This is a genomic window from Flavobacterium album (assembly GCF_003096035.1).
Classification (GTDB): Bacteria; Bacteroidota; Bacteroidia; order Flavobacteriales; family Flavobacteriaceae; genus Flavobacterium; species Flavobacterium album.
The window spans coordinates 512,282-537,717 of sequence record NZ_CP029186.1; the positions used below are offsets into that span (position 1 = coordinate 512,282).

General features: G+C 46.1%; 24 protein-coding genes and 2 tRNA genes. 12 read left to right on the top strand and 14 right to left on the bottom strand.

Translation table 11 applies throughout. The features are described from left to right. Positions 1-204: 204 nt before the first annotated feature. On the top strand, positions 205-807 hold the full coding sequence (locus HYN59_RS02255; protein ID WP_108776714.1) for a hypothetical protein: 603 nt from the start codon (positions 205-207) through the stop codon (positions 805-807). A 140-nt stretch (positions 808-947) separates the two neighbouring features. Here HYN59_RS02255 and HYN59_RS02260 read toward each other — a convergent pair. Continuing rightward, positions 948-1,029, bottom strand: a tRNA-Leu gene (locus HYN59_RS02260). A 142-nt stretch (positions 1,030-1,171) separates the two neighbouring features. Between HYN59_RS02260 and HYN59_RS02265 the strand changes: the two genes are divergently transcribed. The 5 genes from HYN59_RS02265 to HYN59_RS02285 all read left to right on the top strand — a co-directional run bounded on the left by HYN59_RS02265 (position 1,172) and on the right by HYN59_RS02285 (position 5,257). After that, on the top strand, positions 1,172-2,560 hold the full coding sequence (locus HYN59_RS02265) for a dipeptidase (RefSeq protein ID WP_108776715.1): 1,389 nt from the start codon (positions 1,172-1,174) through the stop codon (positions 2,558-2,560). A 178-nt stretch (positions 2,561-2,738) separates the two neighbouring features. After that, positions 2,739-3,176, top strand: coding sequence for a WG repeat-containing protein (locus HYN59_RS02270; RefSeq protein ID WP_108776716.1), 438 nt, complete (start codon positions 2,739-2,741; stop codon positions 3,174-3,176). Continuing rightward, entirely contained in the window at positions 3,176-3,721 is a 546-nt protein-coding gene (locus tag HYN59_RS02275; protein ID WP_108776717.1) for an RNA polymerase sigma factor, read from the top strand. The genes HYN59_RS02270 and HYN59_RS02275 overlap by 1 nt, the downstream gene beginning before the upstream one ends. Next, positions 3,711-4,673 carry a hypothetical protein gene (locus HYN59_RS02280; RefSeq protein ID WP_108776718.1) on the top strand — a complete coding sequence of 321 codons (963 nt, stop codon included), beginning with the start codon at positions 3,711-3,713 and terminating at the stop codon, positions 4,671-4,673. The genes HYN59_RS02275 and HYN59_RS02280 overlap by 11 nt, the downstream gene beginning before the upstream one ends. 80 nt (positions 4,674-4,753) lie before the next feature. After that, the gene (locus HYN59_RS02285) at positions 4,754-5,257 is read left to right on the top strand and encodes an endonuclease V (protein WP_108776719.1); all 504 of its coding nucleotides are present in this window, start codon (positions 4,754-4,756) and stop codon (positions 5,255-5,257) included. A 63-nt stretch (positions 5,258-5,320) separates the two neighbouring features. Here the strand turns inward: HYN59_RS02285 and HYN59_RS02290 are convergent, their stop codons facing one another. Continuing rightward, a complete protein-coding gene (locus tag HYN59_RS02290; RefSeq protein ID WP_108776720.1) occupies positions 5,321-6,271 on the bottom strand; it encodes a hypothetical protein in 951 nt (316 codons plus the stop codon). Positions 6,272-6,397: 126 nt separating this feature from the next. On the opposite strand from HYN59_RS02290, the gene HYN59_RS02295 reads away from it, so the two are divergent. The 4 genes from HYN59_RS02295 (at position 6,398) to HYN59_RS02310 (ending at position 11,134) form a co-directional block, all read left to right on the top strand. After that, positions 6,398-6,766 carry a BlaI/MecI/CopY family transcriptional regulator gene (locus tag HYN59_RS02295; RefSeq protein WP_108776721.1) on the top strand — a complete coding sequence of 123 codons (369 nt, stop codon included), beginning with the start codon at positions 6,398-6,400 and terminating at the stop codon, positions 6,764-6,766. Continuing rightward, positions 6,766-8,517: a M56 family metallopeptidase gene (locus HYN59_RS02300; RefSeq protein WP_108776722.1), complete on the top strand. Its 1,752-nt coding sequence runs from the start codon at positions 6,766-6,768 to the stop codon at positions 8,515-8,517. Before HYN59_RS02295 ends, HYN59_RS02300 begins: the two co-directional genes overlap by 1 nt. Before the next feature lie 65 nt (positions 8,518-8,582). Then, complete coding sequence (locus HYN59_RS02305; RefSeq protein ID WP_108776723.1) at positions 8,583-9,911, top strand: M56 family metallopeptidase; 1,329 nt, start codon at positions 8,583-8,585, stop codon at positions 9,909-9,911. Between the two features lie 122 nt (positions 9,912-10,033). Next, complete coding sequence (locus HYN59_RS02310) at positions 10,034-11,134, top strand: DUF4407 domain-containing protein (protein ID WP_108776724.1); 1,101 nt, start codon at positions 10,034-10,036, stop codon at positions 11,132-11,134. 221 nt (positions 11,135-11,355) lie between these two features. On the opposite strand, the gene HYN59_RS02315 is transcribed toward HYN59_RS02310, so the two are convergent. The 6 genes from HYN59_RS02315 to ruvC form a co-directional block, all read right to left on the bottom strand. Beyond that, positions 11,356-12,114, bottom strand: coding sequence for a PH domain-containing protein (locus HYN59_RS02315; protein WP_108776725.1), 759 nt, complete (start codon positions 12,112-12,114; stop codon positions 11,356-11,358). A 46-nt stretch (positions 12,115-12,160) separates the two neighbouring features. After that, positions 12,161-12,532 (bottom strand): MmcQ/YjbR family DNA-binding protein, encoded by a 372-nt coding sequence (locus HYN59_RS02320; protein WP_108776726.1) that lies wholly within the window; start codon positions 12,530-12,532, stop codon positions 12,161-12,163. After that, the gene (locus HYN59_RS02325) at positions 12,529-12,888 is read right to left on the bottom strand and encodes a DUF4260 domain-containing protein (protein ID WP_108776727.1); all 360 of its coding nucleotides are present in this window, start codon (positions 12,886-12,888) and stop codon (positions 12,529-12,531) included. The genes HYN59_RS02320 and HYN59_RS02325 overlap by 4 nt, the downstream gene beginning before the upstream one ends. Next, positions 12,885-13,649 carry a cyclase family protein gene (locus HYN59_RS02330; RefSeq protein WP_108776728.1) on the bottom strand — a complete coding sequence of 255 codons (765 nt, stop codon included), beginning with the start codon at positions 13,647-13,649 and terminating at the stop codon, positions 12,885-12,887. Before HYN59_RS02330 ends, HYN59_RS02325 begins: the two co-directional genes overlap by 4 nt. 149 nt (positions 13,650-13,798) lie before the next feature. Beyond that, the gene (gene hemW / locus HYN59_RS02335; protein ID WP_108776729.1) at positions 13,799-14,992 is read right to left on the bottom strand and encodes a radical SAM family heme chaperone HemW; all 1,194 of its coding nucleotides are present in this window, start codon (positions 14,990-14,992) and stop codon (positions 13,799-13,801) included. Positions 14,993-14,995: 3 nt separating this feature from the next. Beyond that, positions 14,996-15,580: a crossover junction endodeoxyribonuclease RuvC gene (gene ruvC / locus HYN59_RS02340; RefSeq protein ID WP_108776730.1), complete on the bottom strand. Its 585-nt coding sequence runs from the start codon at positions 15,578-15,580 to the stop codon at positions 14,996-14,998. 25 nt (positions 15,581-15,605) lie between these two features. On the opposite strand from ruvC, the gene HYN59_RS02345 reads away from it, so the two are divergent. Continuing rightward, on the top strand, positions 15,606-16,568 hold the full coding sequence (locus HYN59_RS02345) for a lysylphosphatidylglycerol synthase transmembrane domain-containing protein (RefSeq protein WP_108779619.1): 963 nt from the start codon (positions 15,606-15,608) through the stop codon (positions 16,566-16,568). 50 nt (positions 16,569-16,618) lie between these two features. Here the strand turns inward: HYN59_RS02345 and HYN59_RS02350 are convergent, their stop codons facing one another. The 4 genes from HYN59_RS02350 to HYN59_RS02365 form a co-directional block, all read right to left on the bottom strand. Beyond that, complete coding sequence (locus HYN59_RS02350) at positions 16,619-17,095, bottom strand: hypothetical protein (RefSeq protein ID WP_108776731.1); 477 nt, start codon at positions 17,093-17,095, stop codon at positions 16,619-16,621. 205 nt (positions 17,096-17,300) lie between these two features. Beyond that, positions 17,301-17,374 (bottom strand) — tRNA-Asp (locus HYN59_RS02355). A gap of 86 nt (positions 17,375-17,460) precedes the next feature. Then, entirely contained in the window at positions 17,461-18,387 is a 927-nt protein-coding gene (locus tag HYN59_RS02360) for a DUF58 domain-containing protein (protein ID WP_108776732.1), read from the bottom strand. A gap of 298 nt (positions 18,388-18,685) precedes the next feature. Further along, entirely contained in the window at positions 18,686-19,750 is a 1,065-nt protein-coding gene (locus HYN59_RS02365) for an NADH:flavin oxidoreductase (RefSeq protein WP_108776733.1), read from the bottom strand. Between the two features lie 101 nt (positions 19,751-19,851). Here HYN59_RS02365 and HYN59_RS02370 point away from each other — a divergent pair, with 101 nt between their 5' ends. Then, entirely contained in the window at positions 19,852-20,253 is a 402-nt protein-coding gene (locus HYN59_RS02370; protein WP_108776734.1) for a winged helix-turn-helix transcriptional regulator, read from the top strand. 129 nt (positions 20,254-20,382) lie between these two features. Here HYN59_RS02370 and trxA read toward each other — a convergent pair whose 3' ends face one another. Both trxA and dnaE read right to left on the bottom strand, forming a co-directional pair. Then, entirely contained in the window at positions 20,383-20,700 is a 318-nt protein-coding gene (trxA, locus tag HYN59_RS02375) for a thioredoxin (RefSeq protein ID WP_108776735.1), read from the bottom strand. Between the two features lie 115 nt (positions 20,701-20,815). After that, on the bottom strand, positions 20,816-25,327 hold the full coding sequence (gene dnaE, locus HYN59_RS02380; protein WP_108776736.1) for a DNA polymerase III subunit alpha: 4,512 nt from the start codon (positions 25,325-25,327) through the stop codon (positions 20,816-20,818). Between the last annotated feature and the right edge of the window lie 109 nt (positions 25,328-25,436).

The window sequence follows — 25,436 nt, forward strand, 5'->3', positions numbered from 1 at the left end:
AAAAATTAAGTTGATCTGCTGCCTACAGGATTATTTCCTGTGGGCAGTTTTTCGTTTTATCCATTTCTATAATGAAATTATATTGAAAACTGAATATCGCGACAAAGGAAACACCAATTTAGTCCGCTGTGCGCAAAGGAAATAATCCAAAAGATTATTCAGCAAAATTCTTATATTCGGCGCGCAATACAATTTAACTATCCCATGATTATTTTCGGAACCCGCGCCAGAAAAATTGCCGAACTAAAAATCAACACAACATGTACAAATTGCCAGACTGATGATTCCCTGGAGATGGACCTCTACCAACGATACGGGCATATTTGGTACATTCCCTTTGTCCCATCCGGAAGAACAGCAGTTTCTCATTGCGGCAATTGCAATACGGTCGAACAGGAACCCTATTTCCCGGCAGGATATAAGTCGGAATTCTTCAGGCTTAAAGATACCGTGAAAACCCCGTGGTGGACTTATTCAGGGCTCGGCCTGTTAGTTGCTTTAATTATTGTAATGTTTATAGTAATCGCAAACGACAATGCCCAGGATGCCGAATATATAGCGAAACCTAAAAAAGGCGACATTTATGAGATCAAACTTAACGATTCCCAATACACCCTTTACAAGGTAGACCGTGTTGAAGGCAATATGGTATTCTTATTTGAGAATGAATTTTTAGTAGATGACGAGTCGGGCATTTATAAACTGAAAGACAAGCCTTTTTACAAAGAAAGCTATCCGGTTGGGCTGACGAACCTGAAACACATGCTCGATGTTGGCGAGATACTGGAAGTTGAACGGGACGAATAGCCTCCGCAAAATCTTATATTGCTAAATCTCCACAGACGGATCAAAAATGCAATCCCACAATTTTTGGTATTGATCCCATAAATTTAGCTTCATATACAGGCAATAAAAAAGCCCCTGAGACATCAGAGGCTTTTTAGTTGTGCGGGTGATAGGACTCGAACCTACACACCGTGAGGCACCAGATCCTAAGTCTGGCGTGTCTACCAATTTCACCACACCCGCAGGAGATAATTAAACAGGTAATTGTTTCATTATTGTGGGTGCAAATATACGCATAGTTTCTTACTATCAAAGGAAAAATTGAAATTTTTTAAAATTTATTTTTTTGTACTTTTGACTGACAAACGTATATCACTAATTATAAATGGATAACATAAAAAATTATGTGCAGCAGCACAAGCAAAGATTTATAGACGAACTTATAGAATTACTGAAAATACCGTCTGTGAGTGCCGACAGCGCCTACTCACAGGATGTGATCAATACGGCCGATGCGGTTAAGGCCAGCCTCGAAAAAGCGGGCTGCGATAAAGTAGAGCTTTGCGAGACACCGGGCTACCCTATTGTATATGGCGAAAAGATAATCGACCCCAACCTTCCTACTGTTCTTGTTTACGGCCATTATGACGTTCAGCCGCCGGACCCGGTAGACCTCTGGACATCGCCGCCGTTTGAGCCTGTCATAAGAAAAACCGAGCTGCACCCGGAAGGCGCAATATTTGCCCGCGGTGCCTGCGACGACAAAGGCCAGATGTATATGCACGTAAAAGCGCTGGAGTATATGGTGCAGAACAACGCGTTGCCATGCAACGTGAAATTCATGATCGAGGGCGAGGAAGAAGTAGGTTCGCCAAGCCTTGCCTGGTTTGTAGAGCGCAACCAGGAGAAGCTGGCCAATGATGTGATCCTTATCTCAGACACGGGGATGATCTCCAACCAGCAGCCATCTATCACCACCGGATTGAGGGGACTGAGCTATGTTGAGGTGGAAGTTACCGGCCCGAACCGCGACCTGCATTCAGGACTATACGGCGGCGCTGTAGCCAACCCGATAAACATCCTTGCCAAGATGATCGCGCAGCTGCATGACGAGAACAACCATATTACCATTCCCGGATTTTATGATAAGGTAGAAGAACTTACCCGCGAAGAGCGTGACGAGATGGCCAAAGCGCCTTTCTCGCTAGATGCCTATAAGAAAGCGCTGGACATTGAAGATGTATATGGCGAAACCGACTATACTACCAACGAGCGCAACTCCATACGTCCTACGCTTGACGTGAACGGCATTTGGGGCGGCTATACCGGCGAAGGCGCCAAAACGGTTATTGCCAGCAAGGCTTTTGCCAAAATCTCGATGCGATTGGTGCCTGACCAGGACTGGAACGAGATCACGGAATTGTTCACCAAGCATTTTACAAGCATTGCACCGAAAGGCGTTACCGTAAAAGTGAAGCCTCATCATGGCGGCCAGGCGTATGTAACACCGATAGACAGCATCGGTTACCGTGCCGCTGCCGCTGCCTATGAGGAAAGCTTTGGCATCAAGCCGATACCGGTGCGTTCCGGCGGCAGTATCCCTATCGTGGCGCTGTTCGAAAAAGAGCTGAAAAGCAAAACTATTATGATGGGCTTTGGGCTGGACAGCGATGCCATCCACTCCCCTAACGAGCACTACGGCATATTTAATTATATGAAAGGCATAGAGACGATTCCGTTGTTTTATAAGCATTTTACGGAAATGAGTAAATAGGCCTCTCCCCAGCCCTCTCCAAAGGAGAGGGAGCAGCTTCACTCAAAATGGAGACACTTCTGTATAAAGGTTTAAATGATGAAAATCCGCTAATAAAAAAGCGGATTTTTTTTATACCTGTTACAACCCTTTTAGTTATACCCGCATCTTTATAGGAAAGAACCATAATAATCAGGGTATGAAAGCGATACTAACAAGCACTTTATTTATATTTACATTAAGCGCCTCTGCGCAAAATCTTGTGTTATCCCAGAAAGAACCATCACCTGAAAGCAGTTGGGTAAAAGTATACAACGAGGGGCTTATGGGGTATCTGGATGAGACAGGGCAGGAAATAATCCCTCCTGTGTATGAGGAGACAGGCCGTTTTGGGGAATATTGCATAAATATGGCAGTGGTGAGAAAAGACGAGCTTTATGGCCTTATAGATACCGATGGCAATGTGGTTGCCGAAGCACAGTATGACATGATAGGCCGCGAGGGTGAATACAAGCCTGGCTGGATATTGGTACAAAGAGAAGGCCTTTACGGGTTTATTGACCGTAGCGGTGAAGAGATCGTAACGCCTGCTTACACCGAAATAGGAGTGAAAAGCGATACATTAAAAATTAATTGATGTCCGAAAAGGAACTTATTTCCGGTTGCGCACGCCAGGATCGACTGGCACAGCACCATGCTTATACTGCGTATGGCCCAAAAGTCATGGGCATATGCAAGCGGTATATGAAGGACCGGGAGCGTGCCGAGGAGATGGCCATGAATACGTTTCTTTCCGTTTTCAAAAATATAGGGCAGTACAAAAACGAAGGGAGTTTTGAAGGCTGGATACTTAAGATCGCCGTAAATTGCTGCCTAATGGAACTACGCAAGAAAACCACCTTCAGCCTTGAAGTAACACACGATGCAATACAATTGCCCGCTCCTGATGAAACATCATCACACTCACACAATGACGATATTGAAGCCATGCTGAAGACACTGCCCGATGGTGCGAGGATTGTATTTAACCTCTATGCCATAGAGGGCTATAAGCATGCCGAGATCGCCGAACAGCTAGGCATCTCTGAAGGCACATCAAAATCGCAGCTGCACTATGCTAAGGAAAAATTAAAGCAGGCATTTTTCAGCCCTGCCGCTAAAACAGGAAGCCATGAAGGATAACGAATTATATGACTTTTTTAAAGACCGGAAACAGGCCTTCGATGAAGCGCCCGGCGACGCTTTATGGTCTAGAATAGAAAGCGGACTTGAAAAGGTACCTCAGCCTGTCGCACATAAAGGCGGACTGTCCGTGTTTAAAAAACTCTTATTTCTGCCGGTTGTGGGCATTGTGGCTGCAATAGTCTGGATGGTGGCTTATAACCCAAAAAATGCAGAAGAAACTGCAAAGCCACAGCGTATAGGAGTAACTTTGGATGAAAGTAACATTGTAAAAACCGTCGAGGATGCCGCTGTGAATAACCAATATAACAGCACTGATACGATAAAAAAGATTAAAGTGCCTGAACTTCAAACTGCTGTTAACCTTGCTCCTGCTCACAGTGCGTTACGTCCGGCTGATGCTGTAATAGCAAAAGATACTTTAAGGCTTACGTCTCACGCCGTAAAAATGGAAGCCGTGACTAACCTTTCCCCGCAGATAGTGCAGGTTCAGGAGGCGGATAACACAAAACTTAAATTGAAAGATGCTCTTGCTTTTAAGACTAAGGCATTTTTTTCTAAAGAGAAGCTAAGGAAAAAGGAAAGCTTAAATCCGGAGGCAGTATTTTTCTATACGGATAGTGTTCCAAAGGAAAAACAGAAAAACGAATTCGATATTACTGCCGTCTATTCATCGGCGGTAAGACAGGGCACGGCCAATGAGCTACTGATAACACCTGCAGATTCGCTTGGTTCTGAACTGAAAGTAATACAAACCGACACCAAAACAGAGCCCGGGCGTACTACCATTACCATAAAGCAGGCCGTGACAGATGCGCAATTTGACAGCTTTACCGAAAAAGTAAAAAAAGAAAAGACCCATAAGCCCGGCACCCTGATTATAATAACTGCGCCCGGCCACAAGCCATTCCGCTATAAGGTACCGAAGCCGGTTGGGGAGCTGGGGCCTTAGGAGTTTCCAGTCTCAGTCTCAGTTTTCAGTTTGTTTGTGACTGAAAACTGAGACTGAGACTAAATAACTACCTTAGCGCAATGATATTGGCATTTGACACGTATTACTACGATAACAACGCAAAAACTATTGCATTGCAATTTGCAGGATGGCAAGATACAGAACCGCTTTCCACCTATTCGGAAATCATTCAGGGCGTGGCCGATTATGAGCCCAGGGCCTTTTACAAAAGAGAGTTACCTTGCATATTGAGCCTTTTAAAACAGATAGACCTGTCACAGATAACAGTTATTGTTGTGGATGGTTTTGTATACCTGGATGACAAGGGCACCTTTGGACTTGGCGGGTATTTGTATTCTGCTTTGAAAGAGCAAATACCTGTTATAGGTGTTGCCAAGACTAATTTTGCCACTATTGAAAAATGCAAGGAACCAGTGTATCGCGGCGACAGCAAAAACCCGCTGTACATTACCGCAATTGGCACAGACCTGAACAGTGCTGCGCAAAATATCAGGCAGATGCATGGCAGTTTCAGGATGCCGGCATTACTGCAAAAGCTGGACGGATTGACGAAGGCTGTTTAGAATTTTTATTTTAATACAAGCTGAATTGATATAAAGCAGACTTTAACCCAAACTGCCTGATAATTATTCATAGGCAATTATAGTATATCCAAAACCGATATTGAAGTCGGGATATTTCTTTATCTCGTGCAGGTGTGGCTCGTTAATAGCATGCCACGAGTTATTATTGGAAAATGGCTCACGGATAAAAGTCAGCACTCCCTTTGGCCTTTCCACCAGTGGGAAATTTGGTTGGCAGTACTTAGGCCATTTCCGTACGCTGCCATCGGGATCTGTCGAGGTGAGATATCCTACTTCGTTGCTAAGGCTTCCATCGGGATTGACCCTGCCTAGAATGGTAATTTGCAGAAACATGCCATTCTCTGCAACCGGCAGCTCTTCTGTGAGGGTTATCCCGAAAGGCTCCTCTTTATTATTATTATCCACAATAGCTACCTGGCCCAAATCGAATAGCCTTTCGCCCGGCTGCCCACCGTTGTTTTCAAGTACTTCAATTTTTACAAAAGTGCGGAAAGGTACTTTATCAAAAGTACCAGGCCTTCCTTCTGCTTCGAATGCAGCCTTAAAAACGGGCAATATTATTTTGGAAAGATAAGCTTCCTTCTTATCCGACTTTACAAGGAAGGCATATTGCAGTCCTATTGACGACATATACATTGCGCCGTTGTCCCTGTGCAGTTTTGCCTTAATGACATCTTCACGCTTTTTTGATTTCTTTTTCGATACTACTACTTCTTTCAGTTCGATGGGTTGTGGCTCTAAAGTCAGCACATCGGTAATTGAAGAAATATCAGCCCTCTTTTCGCGGTAGCCGACGGATGACACCGTGATGGCCGTTACCGAAGTATCGGTGATAATCACACTGCCGTCTTCGCCCGCATAAATTCCATAACCATTGTTGAGGTTGATGCCTGCGTATGGGACAGGAGCTTTGGTTGAGGCATCTATAACAGTGAATTTCTTTTGCGCGAAAGCTGTTGTGACGATAAAAAAGAATGCGATTAAATATTTCATTGGTTGTTCAGTTGTGTGGTAAAGATTGGCAAATAATACTTTACATCAAAAAAAAATGCTCTAAAAGTTGTGCATATCATTTTTTATTCTACATTTGTAGAAACAATTCTAAAATTGTAGAGCACTATGCAACTAACAAAAACCGAAGAACAACTGATGGAACTCCTTTGGAAACAGGAAAAGGCCTTTATGAAAGACCTGTTAGACCTGTTCCCTGAACCCAAGCCTGCAACCACAACCGTGGCTACACTTTTGAAACGTATGGCCGATAAAGGCTTCGTGGGCTACAAGGAGTACGGCAAGAGCCGTGAGTACTTTCCGCTGGTGGAAAAATCCGATTACTTTTCTAAACAGGTAAACGGAATGATAAAAAGTTTTTTCAACAACTCGGCGGCACAGTTTGCGTCCTTCTTCACTAAGGAAACGAACCTAAGCGCAACCGAGCTTGAAGAACTCCGTAAAATCATCGACAAAGAGATTCAAAAGAAAAAATAATGATTGATTTCCTCATAAAATCTACGATAAGCATGGGACTGCTGCTGGCCGTGTACCATCTTGTACTGCAAAAAGAAAAAATGCATCGCTTTAACCGCTGGTACCTGCTTGGCTCGATCATATTCTCCCTGGCGCTTCCCTTCGTTACAATAGAGATTTATAGCGAAGCTGTGGCAGCGCCCATACCCGAAATAACGGATATGCCCGAAATAGCACCTGCACCTGTTACTGCTCCCGAAACAGATTACCTTCCTTACATCGGTTGGGGAATTTACGGACTGGTAACTTTAGTATTAATACTTCGTTTTATACGGAATGTCTCTCAGCTTACCAGGAAAATAAAGCAGCATGAAACTACTGCCCACGAAGGCGCTGTATTGGTGCTGCTCGATGAGGCCGTGCTGCCGCACACGTTCCTGCATTACATCTTCATTAGCAGGGCAGCTCATGAAAACCGCAGGATTGAACCGGAATTATTTACGCACGAACTGGTGCACGTCAACCAAAAGCATACGCTCGACATCTTATTTATCGAAAGCCTTAAAACACTGTTCTGGTTCAATCCGCTGCTTTATTTTTATAAAAAAGCGATACAGCTCAATCATGAATTCCTTGCCGATGAGATCGTGATTGCCGAAGCCAATGATGTGATCGGCTACCAGCAATTGCTGCTCCAAAAAGCAACACCTCTTACCTATTACCCTCTGGCGAGCAGCCTTAATTTTTCTGTAACCAAAAAACGTTTTACCATGATGACAAAAGCCACAACAAGATCGAAGGCATTAGTATTAAAACTTGCCTCGCTGCCTGTAATTGCAGGATTGATTGCCCTTCTTTGCATTGAAACAGTAGCCCAGGAAAAACCTTTAAATAACACACAGGCTGGCGGAGCTATTGCGAAAGGACGACAGGCTGTAAAGGAAAGACGCGATGCCTATTACAGCGGCGTGCGTATAGTTGTAGACGATAATGTGAATAAACGTAAAGTCGACAAGAAGTATGAAGAGCTTACCGAAGCTGAAAAAGACGGCTATATGCTTTATGCGCCTGAGGTTTATGCAGTGAAGCATCCGACTAAAAAAGAATTCGAGAGTTTTAAAAACAAAAAGGGATATGCCCTACAGATTGACGGAAAAGATGTGGATAACTCCATTTTAAACAAATACAAGCCTGAAGATTTTGCGTATTACTCAGGATATACGATGTCTAAAAAAGCGCTCACTAAGGCACATCCGCAGATATTCCACTACCAGTTGTATACGCCTGAATATTTTGAAAAGTACCTGAAAGGCACTAATGATCATTACCCTGAAGACACTTTTACAATGGCAATAACAAGCGAAAAGGAGAATGAAAAAGCAGTGGCCGAAGCAGGAAGGAGAAAAACTTTTAATAATGTAGAAACTGCAATGGACTATCTTCAGGAAGACAATGTGTACAGCGCAGAAAAACTGGATGTACAACCCGAATTCCCCGGAGGCATCAACGCCTTATACAACATTATTTTGAAGAATTTCAGGGTTCCGGACCTTGAAGGAGAGCATACGCTAAAAATATTTGTAAGCTTTGTAGTAGAGAAGAACGGAAGGATGTCGGATATAAAAGTTATTAAAGACCCGGGTCATGGCATGGGCGAAGAAGCTGTCGGCGTGCTGGGCCAGATCAAAGAAAAATGGACTCCTGGAAAGAAAGACAATAAAGTGGTAAGGACGTTCTATACATTGCCTATAAACATTGTGATCCAAAATTAAAAACCGGACCTACCATCAACTCTCCTGAAAACGCAAAAGCTACTTTATAATTCCAATACACGTTTATGAAAGATTTCATCATCACATCTACCATAAGCCTGGGCGTGCTGCTGGCAGTTTACCATCTGCTGCTTGAACGGGAAAAAATGCACCGGTTTAACAGGTTTTACCTCTTAGCGGCGTTGGCATTCTCTTTTGTGATTCCGTTTATAACGCTGCCGGCGGCGTTGGCGGTCATGCCAGCAGTAACGGAAAAAGCCACTGTATCCGGCCTGCTTTCGACGGGAGTTACCCCGGCAACAATAACTGCAGCAGCAGCGCCACAAGACGTGAATTATTGGACGTATACCGGCTGGGGATTATATGGGCTCATAGTGCTTGGGCTAGCCATAAGGTTTTCAGTCAATATAAGGCGCTTTTATAATGTGAAGAAACAAAGCAGGACGCTTGCATACGAAGGGGTTGCTTTGGTAATCCTTAAAGATAATGTACTGCCACATACATTCCTGGACAACATTTTCATTTCTGAAAAAGATTATGAGGAACGGTTTGCTGCACCGGAACTTTTAACGCACGAACTTACACATATTCACCAGCGGCACACGTTAGATATTCTTTTCATAGAGTTAGTTAAGATAGTATTGTGGTTTAACCCGCTGGTGTATTTGTACAAAAGGGCGATACAGATGAACCACGAGTTCCTGGCTGATGAAAACGTGGTCGGTGAACACAACAATGTGCCTGCCTACCAGCAGCTCCTGCTTGAAAAAGCAATCCCTTCGCCTGTATATGCGCTGGCGAGTACGATTAATTTCAATATAACAAAAAAACGATTTATCATGATGACAAAAACCACCACAAAAATAAGGGCAGCGATACTACAGCTTGCCATATTGCCGGTAATTGCAGCGCTAATGCTTTTGTCCTGCAGCACAAGTGATATTGTTGAAAGCAAAACCGCTGCGGCAATTGTTACCGAAAACATCACGCCAACCGGAAGTGTTGAGGTGACTACCGTGACTGAAGATGAAAAGAAGGCCTTACTGGTATCAGACCCGAAAACATTTGACGACCCTACAGCCGAATACAAACGTATAAAGATTACAGATAAAGAGAAAAACGGAAGCACGACGGAAAAGATCACTTATAGAAAAGATGAGCCGATGAATTATGACTGGGACCATAATAGTGAAGCAGCGAAAATAGACCCTAATGAGCTTGTCAGTATCGATGTATTCTCCATGTCGGATGCCCAAATTGATTCCCTGAAAACAACTAACCCGGGAAAATATGGCAAATATGAACCTAAAAGCTGCAGTGTAGTAGTTTATAAGCTAAAGGATGGAAAAACAATAAAAGAAGTCGTCCACCGAAAATCTGTGGCTTCCAATTGATATTGATATCCGCCCACCGTGGCGGATATTTTTTGCCTTAAACCAAAACATACCAGCCCGTTACAACATTGCATCGAAAAACGCGTTACATTTGTATCAATCATCATCAAAAACAATCAATCATGTTAAAACGTTTTTTCATCACCTGTTCCGGGGCCGACAAAGACCTCATTTACAGCTGCTCTAACGGCGAGCAGAACAAGTATGCCGGCATCGGTGCCACTGTATTATTCACCGCGCTCATGGCCTGGATAGCTGCCAGCTATGCGCTTTACACGGTATTCGACAATGTTTACACAGCCACTTTCTTCGGCTTAGTGTGGGGACTGCTGATCTTTAACCTTGACCGTTTTATCGTATCGACCATCCGTAAGCGCAACCGCTTTGGGCAGGAGCTACTGCAGGCCACACCTCGTATCCTACTCGCTATGATCATTGCCATCGTAATATCAAAACCTTTGGAAATAAAGATCTTCCAGAAAGAGATCGATACCGTATTGCTTAAGGAAAAGAATGATATGGCGCTTGCAAACAAGAAGCAGGTAGCCAATTATTTCCAGGGCGACCTCGACAAGAACAAGGCAGAAACAGACAGCCTGAAGTCGGCTATTACCAAAAAAGAGAAAGAGGTAAATGCACTGTACAGTACTTACATCACCGAAGCCGAAGGCACCAAAGGCACCATGAAGCTGGGTAAAGGCCCTGTGTATGCCGAAAAGCGCCAAAAGCATGATGCCGCCCTTGCCGAACTGGAAGCGCTGCGCAAAACCAATACCGACAAGATCGCCGCAAAAGAAAAGCAGGCCGAAACCCTGAAAGCCGACCTTGATAAAAAGGTGTCTGACAGCCAGCCGGTAATCGACGGCTTTGACGGGCTTATGGCGCGCATCAATGCTTTGGACAAACTGCCGTGGCTGCCATCGTTCTTTATAATGCTGCTGTTTTTAGCCATAGAGACCTCGCCTATAATTGCCAAACTGCTTTCGCCAAAAGGGGAATACGACTTTAAGCTCGAAGATGCCGAAATGGCCGTGAAGACCAATCTCGAGCAGAACAACTACCAGCGCGAACTGCTCCGTACAACCGACGCAGGCATCTATGACGATGTATATGCCGAGATACGCAGCGACAGGGAACTGTACAACTACAAGAAGAAAAAAGCCATTGAAATGCTCGAAATGCAGGCAGACCGGTTTGCAGAGAAGCAGAAGGGTGTGATGTAGATTGTCGGAGGTCCGGGGCCGGAAGAAATTGGAATGCGGATGACGCGGATTGGGCGGATGACCGCTGATTTTCAGCTTACACAATTATAAATCAATCCATTTGGGGTAGAGACGCATTGAATGTGTCTCCCACAATAATTTTACATTATGCGAGACGCAGGCACTGCGTCTCTACATAACATTTAAACAAAAAATCCTCGTTAATAGCGAGGATTTTTGTATTATAAGTGGCTTAGTATCTCTTTCTTCAGGGCATCATATTCGCCTTGCAGGATCAGGCCGTTATCAAGCAGTTTTTTGTAATTCTGCAATTTGTCAAAAAGCTCTTCCTTGCTGAGTTCGCTTAGCGACCTGTCTTTTGAAGCAGGCTTTTCCTCAATTGCAGGAGCAGCAACCGGTTCAGGTTCTGCTGCCGGCGGTTCGTTGTATACGTGAACCTGCGGCTGGATACCGGCAGGCATTATTTCGGTAAAGTCGTTCACCTCTTCGGTTTCCACTTCCTCGATCTCTTCAGCAGCAGCTACAGGTTCCGGCGCAATCGGGGCAGGTTCGGCAACAGGTTCCGGTTTTGCAGGAGCATTACCTTCTTTCAAAAGCTCCATCTGCTCCCTCGCGAAGGTATTTATCTTCCTTGCCTGTATTTTCGGGATATAATCTATGGTAACCGGGATGTCAGTTGTTGTGTTGAAAGAAAACTCAGAACCGAGTATGTTCTCCTTCACAAAGGTGCTGGCAATCTCCGACCACGAATAATCGGTGAATTCCATTGAAAGCCCTAAATTCTTAGGCTTACAGATGATTATCCTTTTGTTGGTAAGCACGATACTGTCGGGGAACACCGTGATGGCAGGTTTTTTCTGTACGCCAATATAGCCAATCTCTTCATTCCTCATCAGTATATCCTGTATCTTGGAAGTGATCTTTTCTACCGCTTTTGGGTCCTGCTCCTCGTTAAGGAAGTTTTTGATATGTTCTTTCATCAGATAAATAATTGTTGTCCAAAGTTACAAAGTCAGCCGGAAAATCCTAATTATCTTTTTGGGTAATTTCAGCCTGTGCCTTTTTTGTCAGGCTTTTAAACACCAGCTCATACGAATGGTCGATCAGTTTGCGCAACAGTTTTTGCGGCACATCGCCATTTACATCAATGGTGTTCCAATGCACTTTGCTCATGTGGTAGCCCGGCTTTATGGACTCGTATTGTGCGCGAAGCTCTGTGCCACGGTCGGGGTCGCACTTCAGGTTTACCGAAGGCCGGCCTCTCTCCCACTCGCTAAGCGATGACAGGGCAAACATCTTGCCGCCAACCTTGAACACCAATGTATCCTCATCGAAAGGAAAATGCTCGGTGACGCCTTTTTTGGAGAGGCAATAGTCGTAGTAATCCTGTATGGTCATGGTTTCTTAGTTTCGAGGTTTCCCAAATGGGTAAATTTAAAGCCTTCCTCATATTTGAGTCCGTAACCGAACATACGGTCCATTGAGGAATGGGCAAAAAGCATCACGCCTGCCAGTTGCATCCATTCGTTCTCCAGATAAATGCCAGCAATATAAACAGCAATAGCAATACCCCTGTGATGGAAAAAATTATACATCCACGCTCCGGATTTATTGCCGCCAAGATAGCCCAGCATGGAAAGGTCGGGTGCCAAGAGTAGCGCGGCAAACCACCACCATTCAAAATTAAGCAGGCTGAAGAGGTATATGCCTAATCCGAAAAGGGCGGCTTCTTCAAGTTTTATAAGTGTGTTCATATTATTTTATATAAAACCGGCTTGCTTGGGCTGGCATCATTCTCGAACGAAGCGATCTGCAGGTTCAGGAGGTAGCTGCCATCCGCTACGGTATCGGGTACAAAGATCATTTCAGTTATGGTGGCATCGTGGCGTGCATCACTGTTGAGGTTGGTCACATCTGTTACATTCCAAAAAGCTTTGTGCGCTACGAGCTTTCCTCCGTCCTCTTCCCTATCCACGCTTGGCAGGTCGATCAGCAGGTGCTTTATCCCGCTTTCGCGAAGGAACAAGGCAGCCGCTTCTTCCAGATAGGGCGGATTGGTATTGCTGTAGTTCTTTGATCTTTTGTTTAAATCATTTGGCAATGTGCGGATAACGATGGCTTCAACCGGTTTTCCTACAAGAGCTTTTTCAATCTGTGCTTTTGTTATTAGAAGATCTTCGCCCTGCGGTTCCGGCTGTATCGAAACCACTTCCGCCAAAAAGAAGAACTGCTTCAGTGCGCGGTTCACACTATAAAAATCTTTGGTGATATGGCCCAGGCATTCGGTGTGCGTACCGTGACCATGCGGGTTGAAGAAAATATTATTGAAATTGGTCGATGCGCCTTCGCTGACTTTTCCGGTCCAGTCGCCCATTTTTACCGGTTCGATAACGGGCTTGCTGAGGTACCATGCAATGGGGTTTTCCTCATTATACGTAAGGGGGATCGAGATATCGATGGGTTGTGAAAGGTCGACTTCGAAGGTTGTGTTGTTGTGGTTTATGGTTGCTTTCATTTGGCCTTATCCTCTGTCGGCCTATCGTAATAGTTTGTCATTCTGACGAAGGAAGAATCTCTAGTCATAATTAATTTGAGATTTCTCCACTACGCTGCGCTTCGGTCGAAATGACACACACGATGGCTTAAAAGGAATATATTTTAAGTTCAATCCAAATTTAGGAAAAACAGGTCACTTGCAATGCCATCGGCCAAAAACTTTCCGCTTTTGGTTGCTTTCAGGATACCGTTGTCGTTGGATAAAAGTCCCTGCTCTATGAATTTTGCGGCTTCTTTTTCGAGATGGTGCTTGTATATACTACCGATTTCGGTTTCGACCCGCTCCAGTGAAACGCCCCAAATGGTGCGCAGCCCGGTCATGATATACTCGTTATAGCGGTCGGCAATGCTGAGCTTTTCGGTTTCTGAAGGCAGCTTACCATCCTCCATTGATTTGAGGTAAAGCGTATTGTTGGCAACGTTCCAGCTGCGGTGCATGCCGTCATAGCTGTGGGCCGATGGGCCGACGCCGATGTACTTTTTGCCAAGCCAATAAGCTGTGTTATTCCGTGAAAAATAACCTTCCTTTCCAAAGTTGGACAGCTCGTAATGCACAAAACCATTCGCTTCAAGGATATCAACCAGGATCTGGAATTGCTCCTGTGCGGCTTCATCGCTTGGCGCGGAAATAATGCCTTTTTTCACGAGGGTATGCAATGCTGTCTTCGGCTCAACGGTCAGGGCATAACTGGATATGTGCGGAATTCCGAACGACAATGCTTTCTCTACATTCTCAATCCAACGCTCGTTGCCCATACCGGGAATGCCATAGATGAGGTCGATGGAAATATTATCGAAATGCTTTACCGCTTCAGCAATGCTCACTTCTGCCTGAAGCGCATTGTGGGCACGGTTCATCATCTTCAGGTCTTCCTCAAAAAAAGACTGTACGCCAATGCTAAGGCGGTTAACGGGGCTTTGGGATAATTGGATTATCCTTTCTGCCGAAAGGTCGTCTGGGTTGGCCTCAAGCGTAATTTCGGGATTAGAACCGACAGTATAATTTTGGTAAACCGCATCGATCAGGAATTGGATCTCTTCGTTCGAAAGCACCGAAGGCGTACCTCCGCCAAAGTAGATCGTTTCGACAGTTTCATTTTTAAATTCCTCCCGGCGTACGGTGATTTCTTTGGCTAATGCCAAAACCATCTCATCGCGTTTCTTCATTGAAGTCGAAAAATGGAAGTCGCAATAGTGGCATGCCTGCCTGCAAAACGGGATATGGATGTAGATGCCCGAAGCCCCCTGACCCCCAAAGGGGGAAAAGGACTGAAAAGCTGTATGTCCACTCTCATTTTCCATGTTCTATCTTCCGGCTACTCCCCCCTTGGGGGTCGGGGGGCTTATCCTCTCCTCATTCTGCTTTACAAAAGCATCCCAACCGGAATAGCTTTTGCCTGCAACGATCTTTCCGGAGTTGAAGAAATGGCATACCGCTGCTGCAAGGCCATCGGTACTGTCGAGGTTTTTGGGGAGCTCTTTCAGGCCCAGAAGCTGCTGTAGCATTTTAGCTACCTGTTCTTTACTGGCGTTCCCGTTACCCGTTATAGCCATTTTTATCTTTTTCGGCTCGTACTCGGTAATGGGGATCTGGCGCGAAAGGCCTGCCGCCATAGCAACACCCTGTGCCCTGCCCAGCTTGAGCATCGACTGTACGTTCTTGCCGAAAAACGGCGCTTCAATGGCGATCTCATCGGGATGGTGGGTCTCGATCAGCTCAATAGTACGTTCAAAGATGATGCGCAGCTTTACATAATGGTCGTCGTATTTGCTTAACTGGAGCTCGTTAAGCTGGAGGAATTCCATTTTTTTGTTGATGACCTTTATAAGGCCGAAACCCATGATGGTCGTACCGGGGTCGATGCCTAATATGATGCGTTCGGTTGCCAATTTTAAATTCTTTACTTTTGCGGGGATGTTGACCCTCTCGCGCAAAGCTAAACAATTCCTCGTACTTACGGCCAAACTTTTGATAGTTGGCGGGGCATTTTATTTCATCTACAGCCGCATTGCCGATAATGACCAACTGGACTGGTCGCGCGTTACCGAGGCTGCTTCGCAAAAAGACGCGACGGTGCTTATATTCGCCATACTGCTGCTCACGTTCCTGAACCGTTTCCTCGAGATACTCAAATGGCAAAACCTCGTTTCATGGCTGCTGCCTTTATCGTTGGGCAAAGCAACTGAACAGGTGCTTGCTGCAGTTACCGCTGCGATATTTACACCGAACGGCATTGGGGAATATGCTGCGAAGGCGCTTTATTATAAAAAGCAGCAGGCAAAAGACATCATCTTCCTGAACCTTGTATGCAACGGAGCACAGCTCATTATAGCAGTATTGGCCGGAATCATTGGGCTGGTTGTTTTTAATGCATTATACCATGTGATGGGAACAGGCACTCTCCTTGCAATAATCGGTGCATTGTTGGGCGTTTGCGGACTGGTGTTTGCGTCGCGCAACATTACCATCAAAGGCTACTCAATGCAGCGGCTGTTTGCCAAAGTCGGCGAAATGCCAAAAGCCATCCACCGTAAAAACATAATATTGGCTATAGGGCGTTACCTGTCTATCATCCACCAGCATTATTTTATATTCCTGCTGTTTGGTGTCGACCTGCCTTATCCGATAATGATAAGCGCTATTGCAGGGGTTTATTTCCTTGGGTCATCACTGCCTACATTCCAGCTGCTGGACTTTGCTGTGCGTGGGAGTGTTGCCATAGGGTTCTTCGGGATACTTGGCGTAAACGAATGGATCGTGGTATTTGCGGCAACACTGCAATGGCTGCTGAATATCGTACTGCCGGTTTCGGTGGGGAGCTATTTTGTTTTTCGGTTCAGGGCCTCACCCCAGCCCTCTTCAAAGGAGAGGGAGTAGCTTCACTCGGACCTGCTACTTCCTGCCTCAGACTTCGGACCTCGGACTTTTTACTTCACATCTAAAATTACAGGCAGGATAAATTGCGTGGTGACCGGTACGCCTTCTTTTTGGGCAGGCTCTATTTTTGGGAAATCTACCAAACGGGTTTTAAGGATGCTGTCTATTGTAGTGGTATTGTAGGAAACGCTGTCTGTGGGCATTTCGGGCTCAAATTTCAGTGTGGCATCAGGATATACAGTCACCTTAACATTGATCGTGTCTATTTCGGGATATAGCATAGAGATGGTATCTAGGTCCAGCTTTTCCTGCACCAGCCGCGCCATCAACTCAAAAAAGCATTCTTTTTTCTGCTCTTTGTCCAGTATAGGATCGCATTCAGCCATCGACGGATAACTGCTCACTTCCTTCCAGTTGATCTCTTTCAGGCGTTTTTGCAGCAGCGCATCCTCATCGGGCACCTGTTTTTCAAAATACTGGCAGGAGCTTAGGATAAGCAGGGATACTATGGCAATGGTTTTCTTCATTCATGCCAAAAATAGCGAAAAATTATTTAGCGGGACAAAATGGGCTAAAATCAAAAAAGCCCTCCGGTTAAGGAAAGCTTTTCATTGGTCTAACTACTAAACCTACCGCTCGCGCGGCATAAACAACACAACTGCATTCTGGTTTTTTCAAAAACCCAATTGGGCAAAAAAGCCTTTCTTTACGAAAGGCTTCTCCCAATTTAAGCGGTCTGGACGGGACTCGAACCCGCGACCCCGTGCGTGACAGGCACGTATTCTAACCAACTGAACTACCAAACCAGTGCTTTATTGCGGTTGCAAATATACAACAGATTTCTATTTATCCAAACGTTTTTGAAACATTTTGAAAATTATTTTTCAGCCCGTCAGCCAAACTTTTGTTTTTCAGCAAGGTATGTCGTCAAAATTTTTTCAAATTTTTCATCGACAGAGACAGGAACATACTTAATTCTGTACTGTATGCAGGTGTCGGCAACTTTTTTAAAGTAGGCCTCCACAAGCTTTTCATACTCTTCTTTTACGTTTTCGGCAAAAAGGTTCACCTGCTCCCCACTCTCCAGGTCGATAAATTTGCGTGGCGTGTTGTCAAAATCAAAGCTGAACTCCGTCTTTTTATCGATCACGTGGAATAAAACCACTTTGTGCTTGTTGTGCTTCAGGTGCTGCAGCGCATTGAACAACGCCTCATCGTTACCCGGCTGGAACATATCGGTAAACAAAATGATCATTGAGCGCCTGTGCATCTTCTGGGCTATCTGGTGCAGGAACGTGATCGTGTCGGTGGCTTTTGCCTGACCCGGAGCCGACAATATACCCTCCAGCTTGTTCAGGAGCATCCGGTGATGCCTTCCGCTGCCTTTTTCGGGCGCGTAGAACTCATACGTATCCGAATAGACACTCAGTCCCACAGCATCGCGCTGGCGCTTCAGCAGGTCCATCAGCACCGCCGAGGCCAGTACCGAAAACCCGATCTTGTTCTCATAGAACGGCTGCCCGTCCTTCAGCTTCGGATAATGCATCGACGAGGAATTGTCTACGATAATATGGCAGCGCAGGTTGGTTTCCTCCTCATAGCGCTTGGTGTACAGCCTGTCGGTACGCGCGAACAGCTTCCAGTCGATGTGCTTGGTGCTCTCCCCTGCATTGTATACCTTGTGCTCGGCAAACTCCGAAGAGAAGCCATGGAACGGGCTCTTGTGCATCCCCGATATAAAGCCTTCCACAATCTGGTTGGCCAGCAGCTCCAGATGCGAGAAAGCCGATATCTTTTCTAATTGCTCTTCTATCTTCATAATTCCAAATGTAGAAATTTTATTCCTAACAATATATATGGAACGCGGATAACACGGATTTAGGCGGATTGACGCGGATTTTTTTGGAGCGGCTGTTTAAGCGCTTTTCCAGGAAAGGCCTGGTCCTGCTGTCCGCTGTATCCCTCCTGTATCGGAAATACAGGCAGGCAGGTAACATCATGGGCTAAAGAGGGAAAGCTTTGTGTGTCTTTGGGCTTTTAGTGCATCTTTGCGAAATAGCTGTACACTTCATCTGGAAAATTTGTGGAAAAAGAAAAAGCCCCGAAGGGCTTTACTATTAATACAACGTCCCGGCGCTCGCCGCTTCAAAAGCTTTCAGTTCATCAAACCGTCCGGCTTTTACTTTCTGCACCCATTCAGGATCCTGCAATAGCGAACGGCCTACAGCCACAAGGTCAAAATCGCCGCGGTCAAAGCGGCGGAGCAACTCGTCCATACTGGCCGTCCCTGTTCCTTCGCCCTTGCCGAAAAATCCCATTACATCGCCGGTAAGCCCTACAGACCCAACAGTGATGCTCGGCTGCCCGGTTACTTTTTTCAGCCATCCGGCAAAGTTAAGGTCGCTGCCTTCAAATTCGTTTTCCCAGTACCTGCGCTGTGACCCGTGGAAGATATCCACCCCGGCATCAACCAACGGCAGCACCCAATCTTCAAGTTCCTGTGGCGTATGTGCCAGCTTTACAGTATAATCCTGCTGCTTCCATTGCGAAAGGCGCAGGATAATGACCATATCCGGCCCCACGGCTGCACGCATCGCTTTTACGACTTCCACGGCAAAGCGGCTGCGCTCCTTAATGGTTTTGCCGCCATATTCATCCGTGCGGTGGTTGGTGCCTTCCCAAAAGAACTGGTCAATAAGGTAGCCATGCGCGCCATGTATCTCAAATGCGTCAAATCCCAGGTTCTTAGCATCCAGGGCGGCATCAGCAAACGCTTTTATGGTATCCTGTATATCCTGTACCGACATGGTATCCGGGCTTTCGAAAGGCGCATCCGGCCTCCATTCGCCGTAGGGCGTATTGCCAACATGCCATAGCTGCGGCGCGATCTTACCTCCTGCAGCATGTACGCTTTCTACCACATGTTTCCATCCTTTTAGTGCCTGCTCACCGTAAAAATCAGGTATCGTCTTTATGTTTTTTGACGCAGGACGGTTGATAACAGTACCTTCCGTCAGGATCAGGCCCACACCGGCTGCGGCCCTGCGGGAATAGTAATCGGCATTTTGCTGTACCGGTACGCCATTGGCTGTCATGGCACGCGTCATAGGCGCCATCACAAAGCGGTTATCAAGGGTTAAATTCTTGTACTTAAACGGCATAAAAAGTGAGTCCATATTCATAAACCTATTGATTTTAAAGATTCTTATGCAAAATTACGCCATAATAGTCTACTTTTGTAACCAATGATAGTTTATACCGGTAACCTTTAAGTAACCACATAATGAAAAACGATGTTTTCCGATACAGCGACTGCCCCATGCACCGCTCCATGGCAATATTAGGCACCAAGTGGAAGCCGATTATCATCTACGCGTTGCGGGAGCGGAAGGCTCGTTTCGGGCAGCTACACACGGCTGTGGGATCCATTTCAAAAAAAGTATTGACTACCACCTTGCGTGAACTCGAAGCGGATGGCGTGCTGCTGCGTGAGGAATTCAGGGAATTGCCGCCACGTGTGGAATACAGCCTCACCGAAAAAGGACTTGCGCTCATACCGATCATCCTGAAACTGGCGGAGTGGGATCATATATATCATGAAGGGAGTGCAGCGCAATGCGGAAAAGATAATTTCACGCAAAGCCGAAAAGTCGCAAAGGCCCATGCTGAAAAAGATACTCTTTAAGTCGCAAAGCTATTGCTCGGCTATATTCTGTTCCCGATTTTGAATGTTAGCACATTACGGTAAAAGTATGGACAAAAAATAAAGCCCTAACATTATGTTAGGGCTTCAAACATCCAAAGAGGATCAATATTATAGTAATGCGTCGATAGCGTTGGTGTACGTTTGCTTAGGAGCAACGCCTACCTGCCTTCCCACAACTTCTCCGTTCTGGAAAACCAATACCGTAGGAATGTTCCTTACACCATATTTAGCTGCAAATTCCTGATTAGCATCAACGTCAACTTTGCCTACTACCGCTTTGCCTGCGTATTCGTTGCTAATCTCGTCAATGATTGGGCCTACCATACGGCACGGTCCGCACCATGCTGCCCAAAAATCTACTAATACCGGTTTATCTGATTTCAATACCAACTCATCGAAGTTAGCATCTGTTATTGCTTGTGCCATATTATTTTGTACTTAGAGTGATTTATACGTACAAATTTACGCAATTATACGTCAAAGATGTGTTAAACAATATTGGATTTAGCTATAGTAATATAGGCTAAATTTATTAGGAAATTTAATTCAGCCTAAATTGTAACTGCAGCTTATCCAGTTCCTGTAACAGCTCATTTGATATCTTCACCTTTAGCTTCCTGCTCGGCATGGTCAGTTTTGTAACTACCTGTATTTCCTCAACATCCGTCTCGATCACTGCATTGATTTCCGGGTCGTCAAACTCTCCCGCATTTCCGTCATCGGCACCCTCTGTAACAACGGCTGCCGTAGCGGCTATCTCTACTTTCTTCTTAACTTTTTCCAGTTCCATGACTTCAAAGGTCACCATATTGTCGCCTGAATTTTGCCGGAATATCTGGTTGAGCGTTTCAATGAGCTGTTCCTGCAGTTCGAGCACATTGAACTGGATGATGAGCTTTTTGGCAAATGATGTAAGTACATCCTGAAGGTACTGTATCGCGATGAATTGCAGCCTTGGCTCCCCCTTCTTGCCTTCCTGGTTCACCCAGCCTTCTTTTACCAAAACGCGTATATAGGTAAAGTTATTCCCTATAAGGAAATGCCTGAACTTTAGGTACTCCTCACCGTATATCCTGAACTCGTAGTTCTCGTCATACCCTTCCAGTACGAATGACGCCCAGCCTTTGCCGTTCTTGGCTACTTTATGCTGCACATTCGATATGATGCCTCCAAAGCTTAGGTTCTTGCCCACATGCTGCTCCAGGCTTTTCAGCGCGTCCAGCCTTGTGTTGCAGAAGTATTTCATCTCAAATTTATAATCATCCAGCGGATGGCCGGAAATGTAGATGCCTACTACTTCTTTTTCTTTGGCCAACTTTTCCATGGTACTCCACTCTTCGCATGGCGGCACTACCGGCTCAGGTATCTGCACTTCGCTGGCTTCACCAAAAAGGCTCACCTGCGAGGAGTTTTCGTTCTCCTGGAATTTCGAGCCATAACGCATTGCCTTCTCAAGGAAGGAAATATTCTCGCTGGCATCCATATAAAAGTACTGTGCCCTGTGGGTATTGATAAAGCAGTCGAAACCACCCGCGAGCGCGAGGTTCTCAAAGGCCTTTTTGTTGGCTGCACGCAGGTCGATGCGTTTTGCAAGGTCGAATATCGATTTGTATTTACCGTTCTTACGGTTCTCTACTATAGTCTCAACCGCACCGGAGCCAACGCCTTTGATGGCGCCCATCCCGAAACGCACAGCATTCTGGTCGTTTACGGTAAACTTATAAAAGGACTCGTTCACGTCCGGGCCCAGAACCTGCAGCCCCATACGCTTACATTCTTCCATAAAGAAGGACACCTGCTTGATGTCGTTCATGTTGTTGGAAAGCACCGCCGCCATATATTCGGCCGGGTAATGTGCTTTCAGGTAGGCCGTCTGGTACGCAATCCACGCATAGCAGGTGGAGTGCGACTTGTTGAAGGCGTAACTTGCAAAAGCTTCCCAGTCTTTCCATATCTTTTCGAGTATGGCAGGATCGTGGCCTTTTTCAGCAGCCTTATCTATGAACTTCGGCTTCATTTTATCAAGAACGTCCTTCTGCTTTTTACCCATTGCCTTTCGCAGTACGTCGGCCTCGCCTTTGGTAAATCCGGCCAGCTTCTGGGAGAGGAGCATCACCTGTTCCTGGTAAACGGTAATGCCATAGGTCTCTTTCAGGTATTCCTCGCAGGCATCAAGGTCGTATTTTATCTCTTCCTCGCCATTTTTCCTGCGGACGAAGCTCGGGATATATTCCAAAGGCCCCGGGCGATACAGTGCATTCATGGCAATAAGGTCGCCAAACACGGTAGGCTTCAGGTCCTTCATGTATTTTTGCATCCCGGGCGATTCGTACTGGAATATCCCTACCGTTTCCCCACGCTGGAAGAGCTCGTAGGTTTTCACATCGTCTATCGGGAAGGTATCCGGGTCAAGCTCGATGCCAGTACGGTATTTTACGAGCTTCGCAGTATCTTTTATCAGGGTAAGCGTTTTCAGCCCAAGGAAGTCCATCTTCAGCAAACCTGCGCTTTCCACCACCGAGTTGTCGAACTGCGTTACATACAGGTCGGAATCCTTTGCTACCGAAACCGGAACGAAATTGGTAATATCATCCGGGGTAATGATCACTCCACAGGCGTGGATACCCGTATTACGCAGCGACCCTTCGAGCACTTTGGCCTGCTGTATGGTCTCGGCACTCAGGTCGCCCGCTGTGGCCATCGCTATCAGTTCCTGTACCCGGTCGTACTCATCAGAGCGCAACGCCGACTTGAGTGCCGCGGGGTCGAGGTTGAATATCTTGTCGAGTTTCAGGTTCGGTATCAGCTTGGCGATCTTGTCGGCCTCAAAGAGCGGGAGGTCGAGCACACGGGCAGTATCACGTATGGATGATTTCGCCGCCATCGTACCGTAGGTAATGATCTGTGCTACCTGATTCGCGCCGTATTTGTTGATTACGTAATCCATAACGCGGCTGCGGCCCTCGTCATCAAAGTCGATATCAATATCGGGCATCGATACACGGTCCGGGTTAAGGAAACGCTCAAAAAGAAGGTCATACTTAATCGGGTCGATATTGGTAATCCCAAGGCAATAAGCCACCGCCGATCCCGCCGCCGATCCCCTGCCGGGACCTACAGAAACCCCCAGGTTGCGGGCTTCGGCAATGAAATCCTGTACGATAAGGAAGTAGCCGGGGTATCCGGTATTCTCAATGGTCTTTAATTCGAAATCAAGACGCTCCCGTATGTCTTCGGTAATCTCGCCATAGCGCCTCTCAGCACCTTTATAAGTAAGGTAGGCCAGGTATTTGTTCTCTCCGCGCTTGCCGCCGTCGGCTTCATCTTCAGGCACCAGAAATTCTTCGGGAATATCGAATTTAGGGAGGAGCACATCGCGGTAAAGTGAATAGGCCTCTATCTTATCTACGATCTCCTGAACGTTGATTATGGCTTCGGGAATATTGGAGAAGAGCTTTTTCATTTCTTCGCCCGACTTGAAATAGTACTCGTTGTTCGGTAGCCCGTAACGGAAACCACGGCCACGGCCTATCGGGGTGGCCTGCTTCTCGCCGTCTTTCACACATAACAAAATATCATGCGCGTGGGAATCTTCCTTGTTTACATAATAGGTATTATTGGTAGCAACGAGTTTTACATTATTCTTTCTGGCCAGCGCTATCAGCGTTTGGTTCACGCGGTTCTCATCTTCCTGCCCGTGGTTCATGATCTCTACATAAAGATCATCGCCAAAGGCTTCCTTCCACCATAGCAATGCTTCTTCGGCCTGGTTCTCCCCCATGTTAAGTACCTTGTTGGGCACCTCTCCATACAGGTTTCCTGTAAGGACTATGATATCCTCCTTATACTTAAGGATAACATTCCTGTCTATCCTGGGCACGTAGTAAAACCCGTCGGTATACGCTACCGACGACATCTTAGCAAGGTTATGGTATCCCTTTTTATTTTTTGCCAAAAGCACGATCTGGTAGCCGTTGTCTTTGCGGGTCTTGTCTTTATGGTCATCGCACACAAAGAACTCAACACCTACTATCGGCTTGATGATTACCTCTGTTGGCTCTTCACCATTCTCTACCGCGGCTTTGTTCTTTGCTTCGGCAGCTTTGTTATGATTGAACACATTGCTCACAAAATGGAACGCGCCCATCATGTTGGCATGGTCGGTCATGGCGACGGCCGGCATTTTATGCTTTGCAGCGGCCTTTACGAGGTCGGGAACCGCAATGGTGCTTTGCAGCACCGAGAACTGCGTATGGTTGTGCAGGTGCACGAAGTCGACATCTTTAAGATCCTGCTTAACGGCAGGTGTATTTGACTGTGTTATTTCAGCTGACTTCAGTTTTTCAAGACGGAGCCTTACTTCTTCTGAAGCCTTCTTTAAATTGATATGCTTAAGCCCTATCAGCTGTATAGGCTGCGGGTTTTTTTCGCGGAACTCGTGAAAGTAGGTTGGGTGAACATCCAGCTCTTCCTGCCTGAAAGTTTCCCTTTTAAGAAGTTCCAGGAAACAGCGTGTGGTAGCCTCAACGTCGGCAGTAGCATTGTGCGCTTCGGCAAAAGGCTCTCCGAAAAGGTACTCGTGCAGCTCTGTAAGCGTAGGGAGCTTGAACTTACCGCCACGCCCGCCGGGCAGCTTCAGCATTTCGGCAGTGACCTCTGTACAGGTATCCAGCACTTTCATTGCCGTGAGGCCGCAATCCATAGAATGGCGGTGGAATTCGCAGCCCATAATGTTTACGTCGAAACCTACATTCTGGCCTACGATGAACTTAGAGCGTGAAAGCGCAGCATTGAATTTTTCCAGCACTTCCTTCAGGCTATGGCCCTGCTCCTGCGCCAGCTCTGTAGAGATCCCGTGGATGCGCTCGGCATCATAGGGTATATTGAAGCCCTCGGGCTTTATTATATAATCCTGGTTCTCTATAAGCGCACCCATATCGTCGTGCAGCTGCCACGCTATCTGTATGCAGCGGGGCCAGTTGTCGGTATCGGTAATCGGGGCATCCCAGCGTTTGGGCAATCCGGTGGTTTCAGTGTCAAATATCAGGTACATAACCGGGTATGGGTTTGGAAGTTAAAAAGAATGCGCTCGATGGCAGACTTTTCAAAAATACATCATTTAGCGGGAATAGGAAAATCGAATTATCAACAGGCCTCGCCCC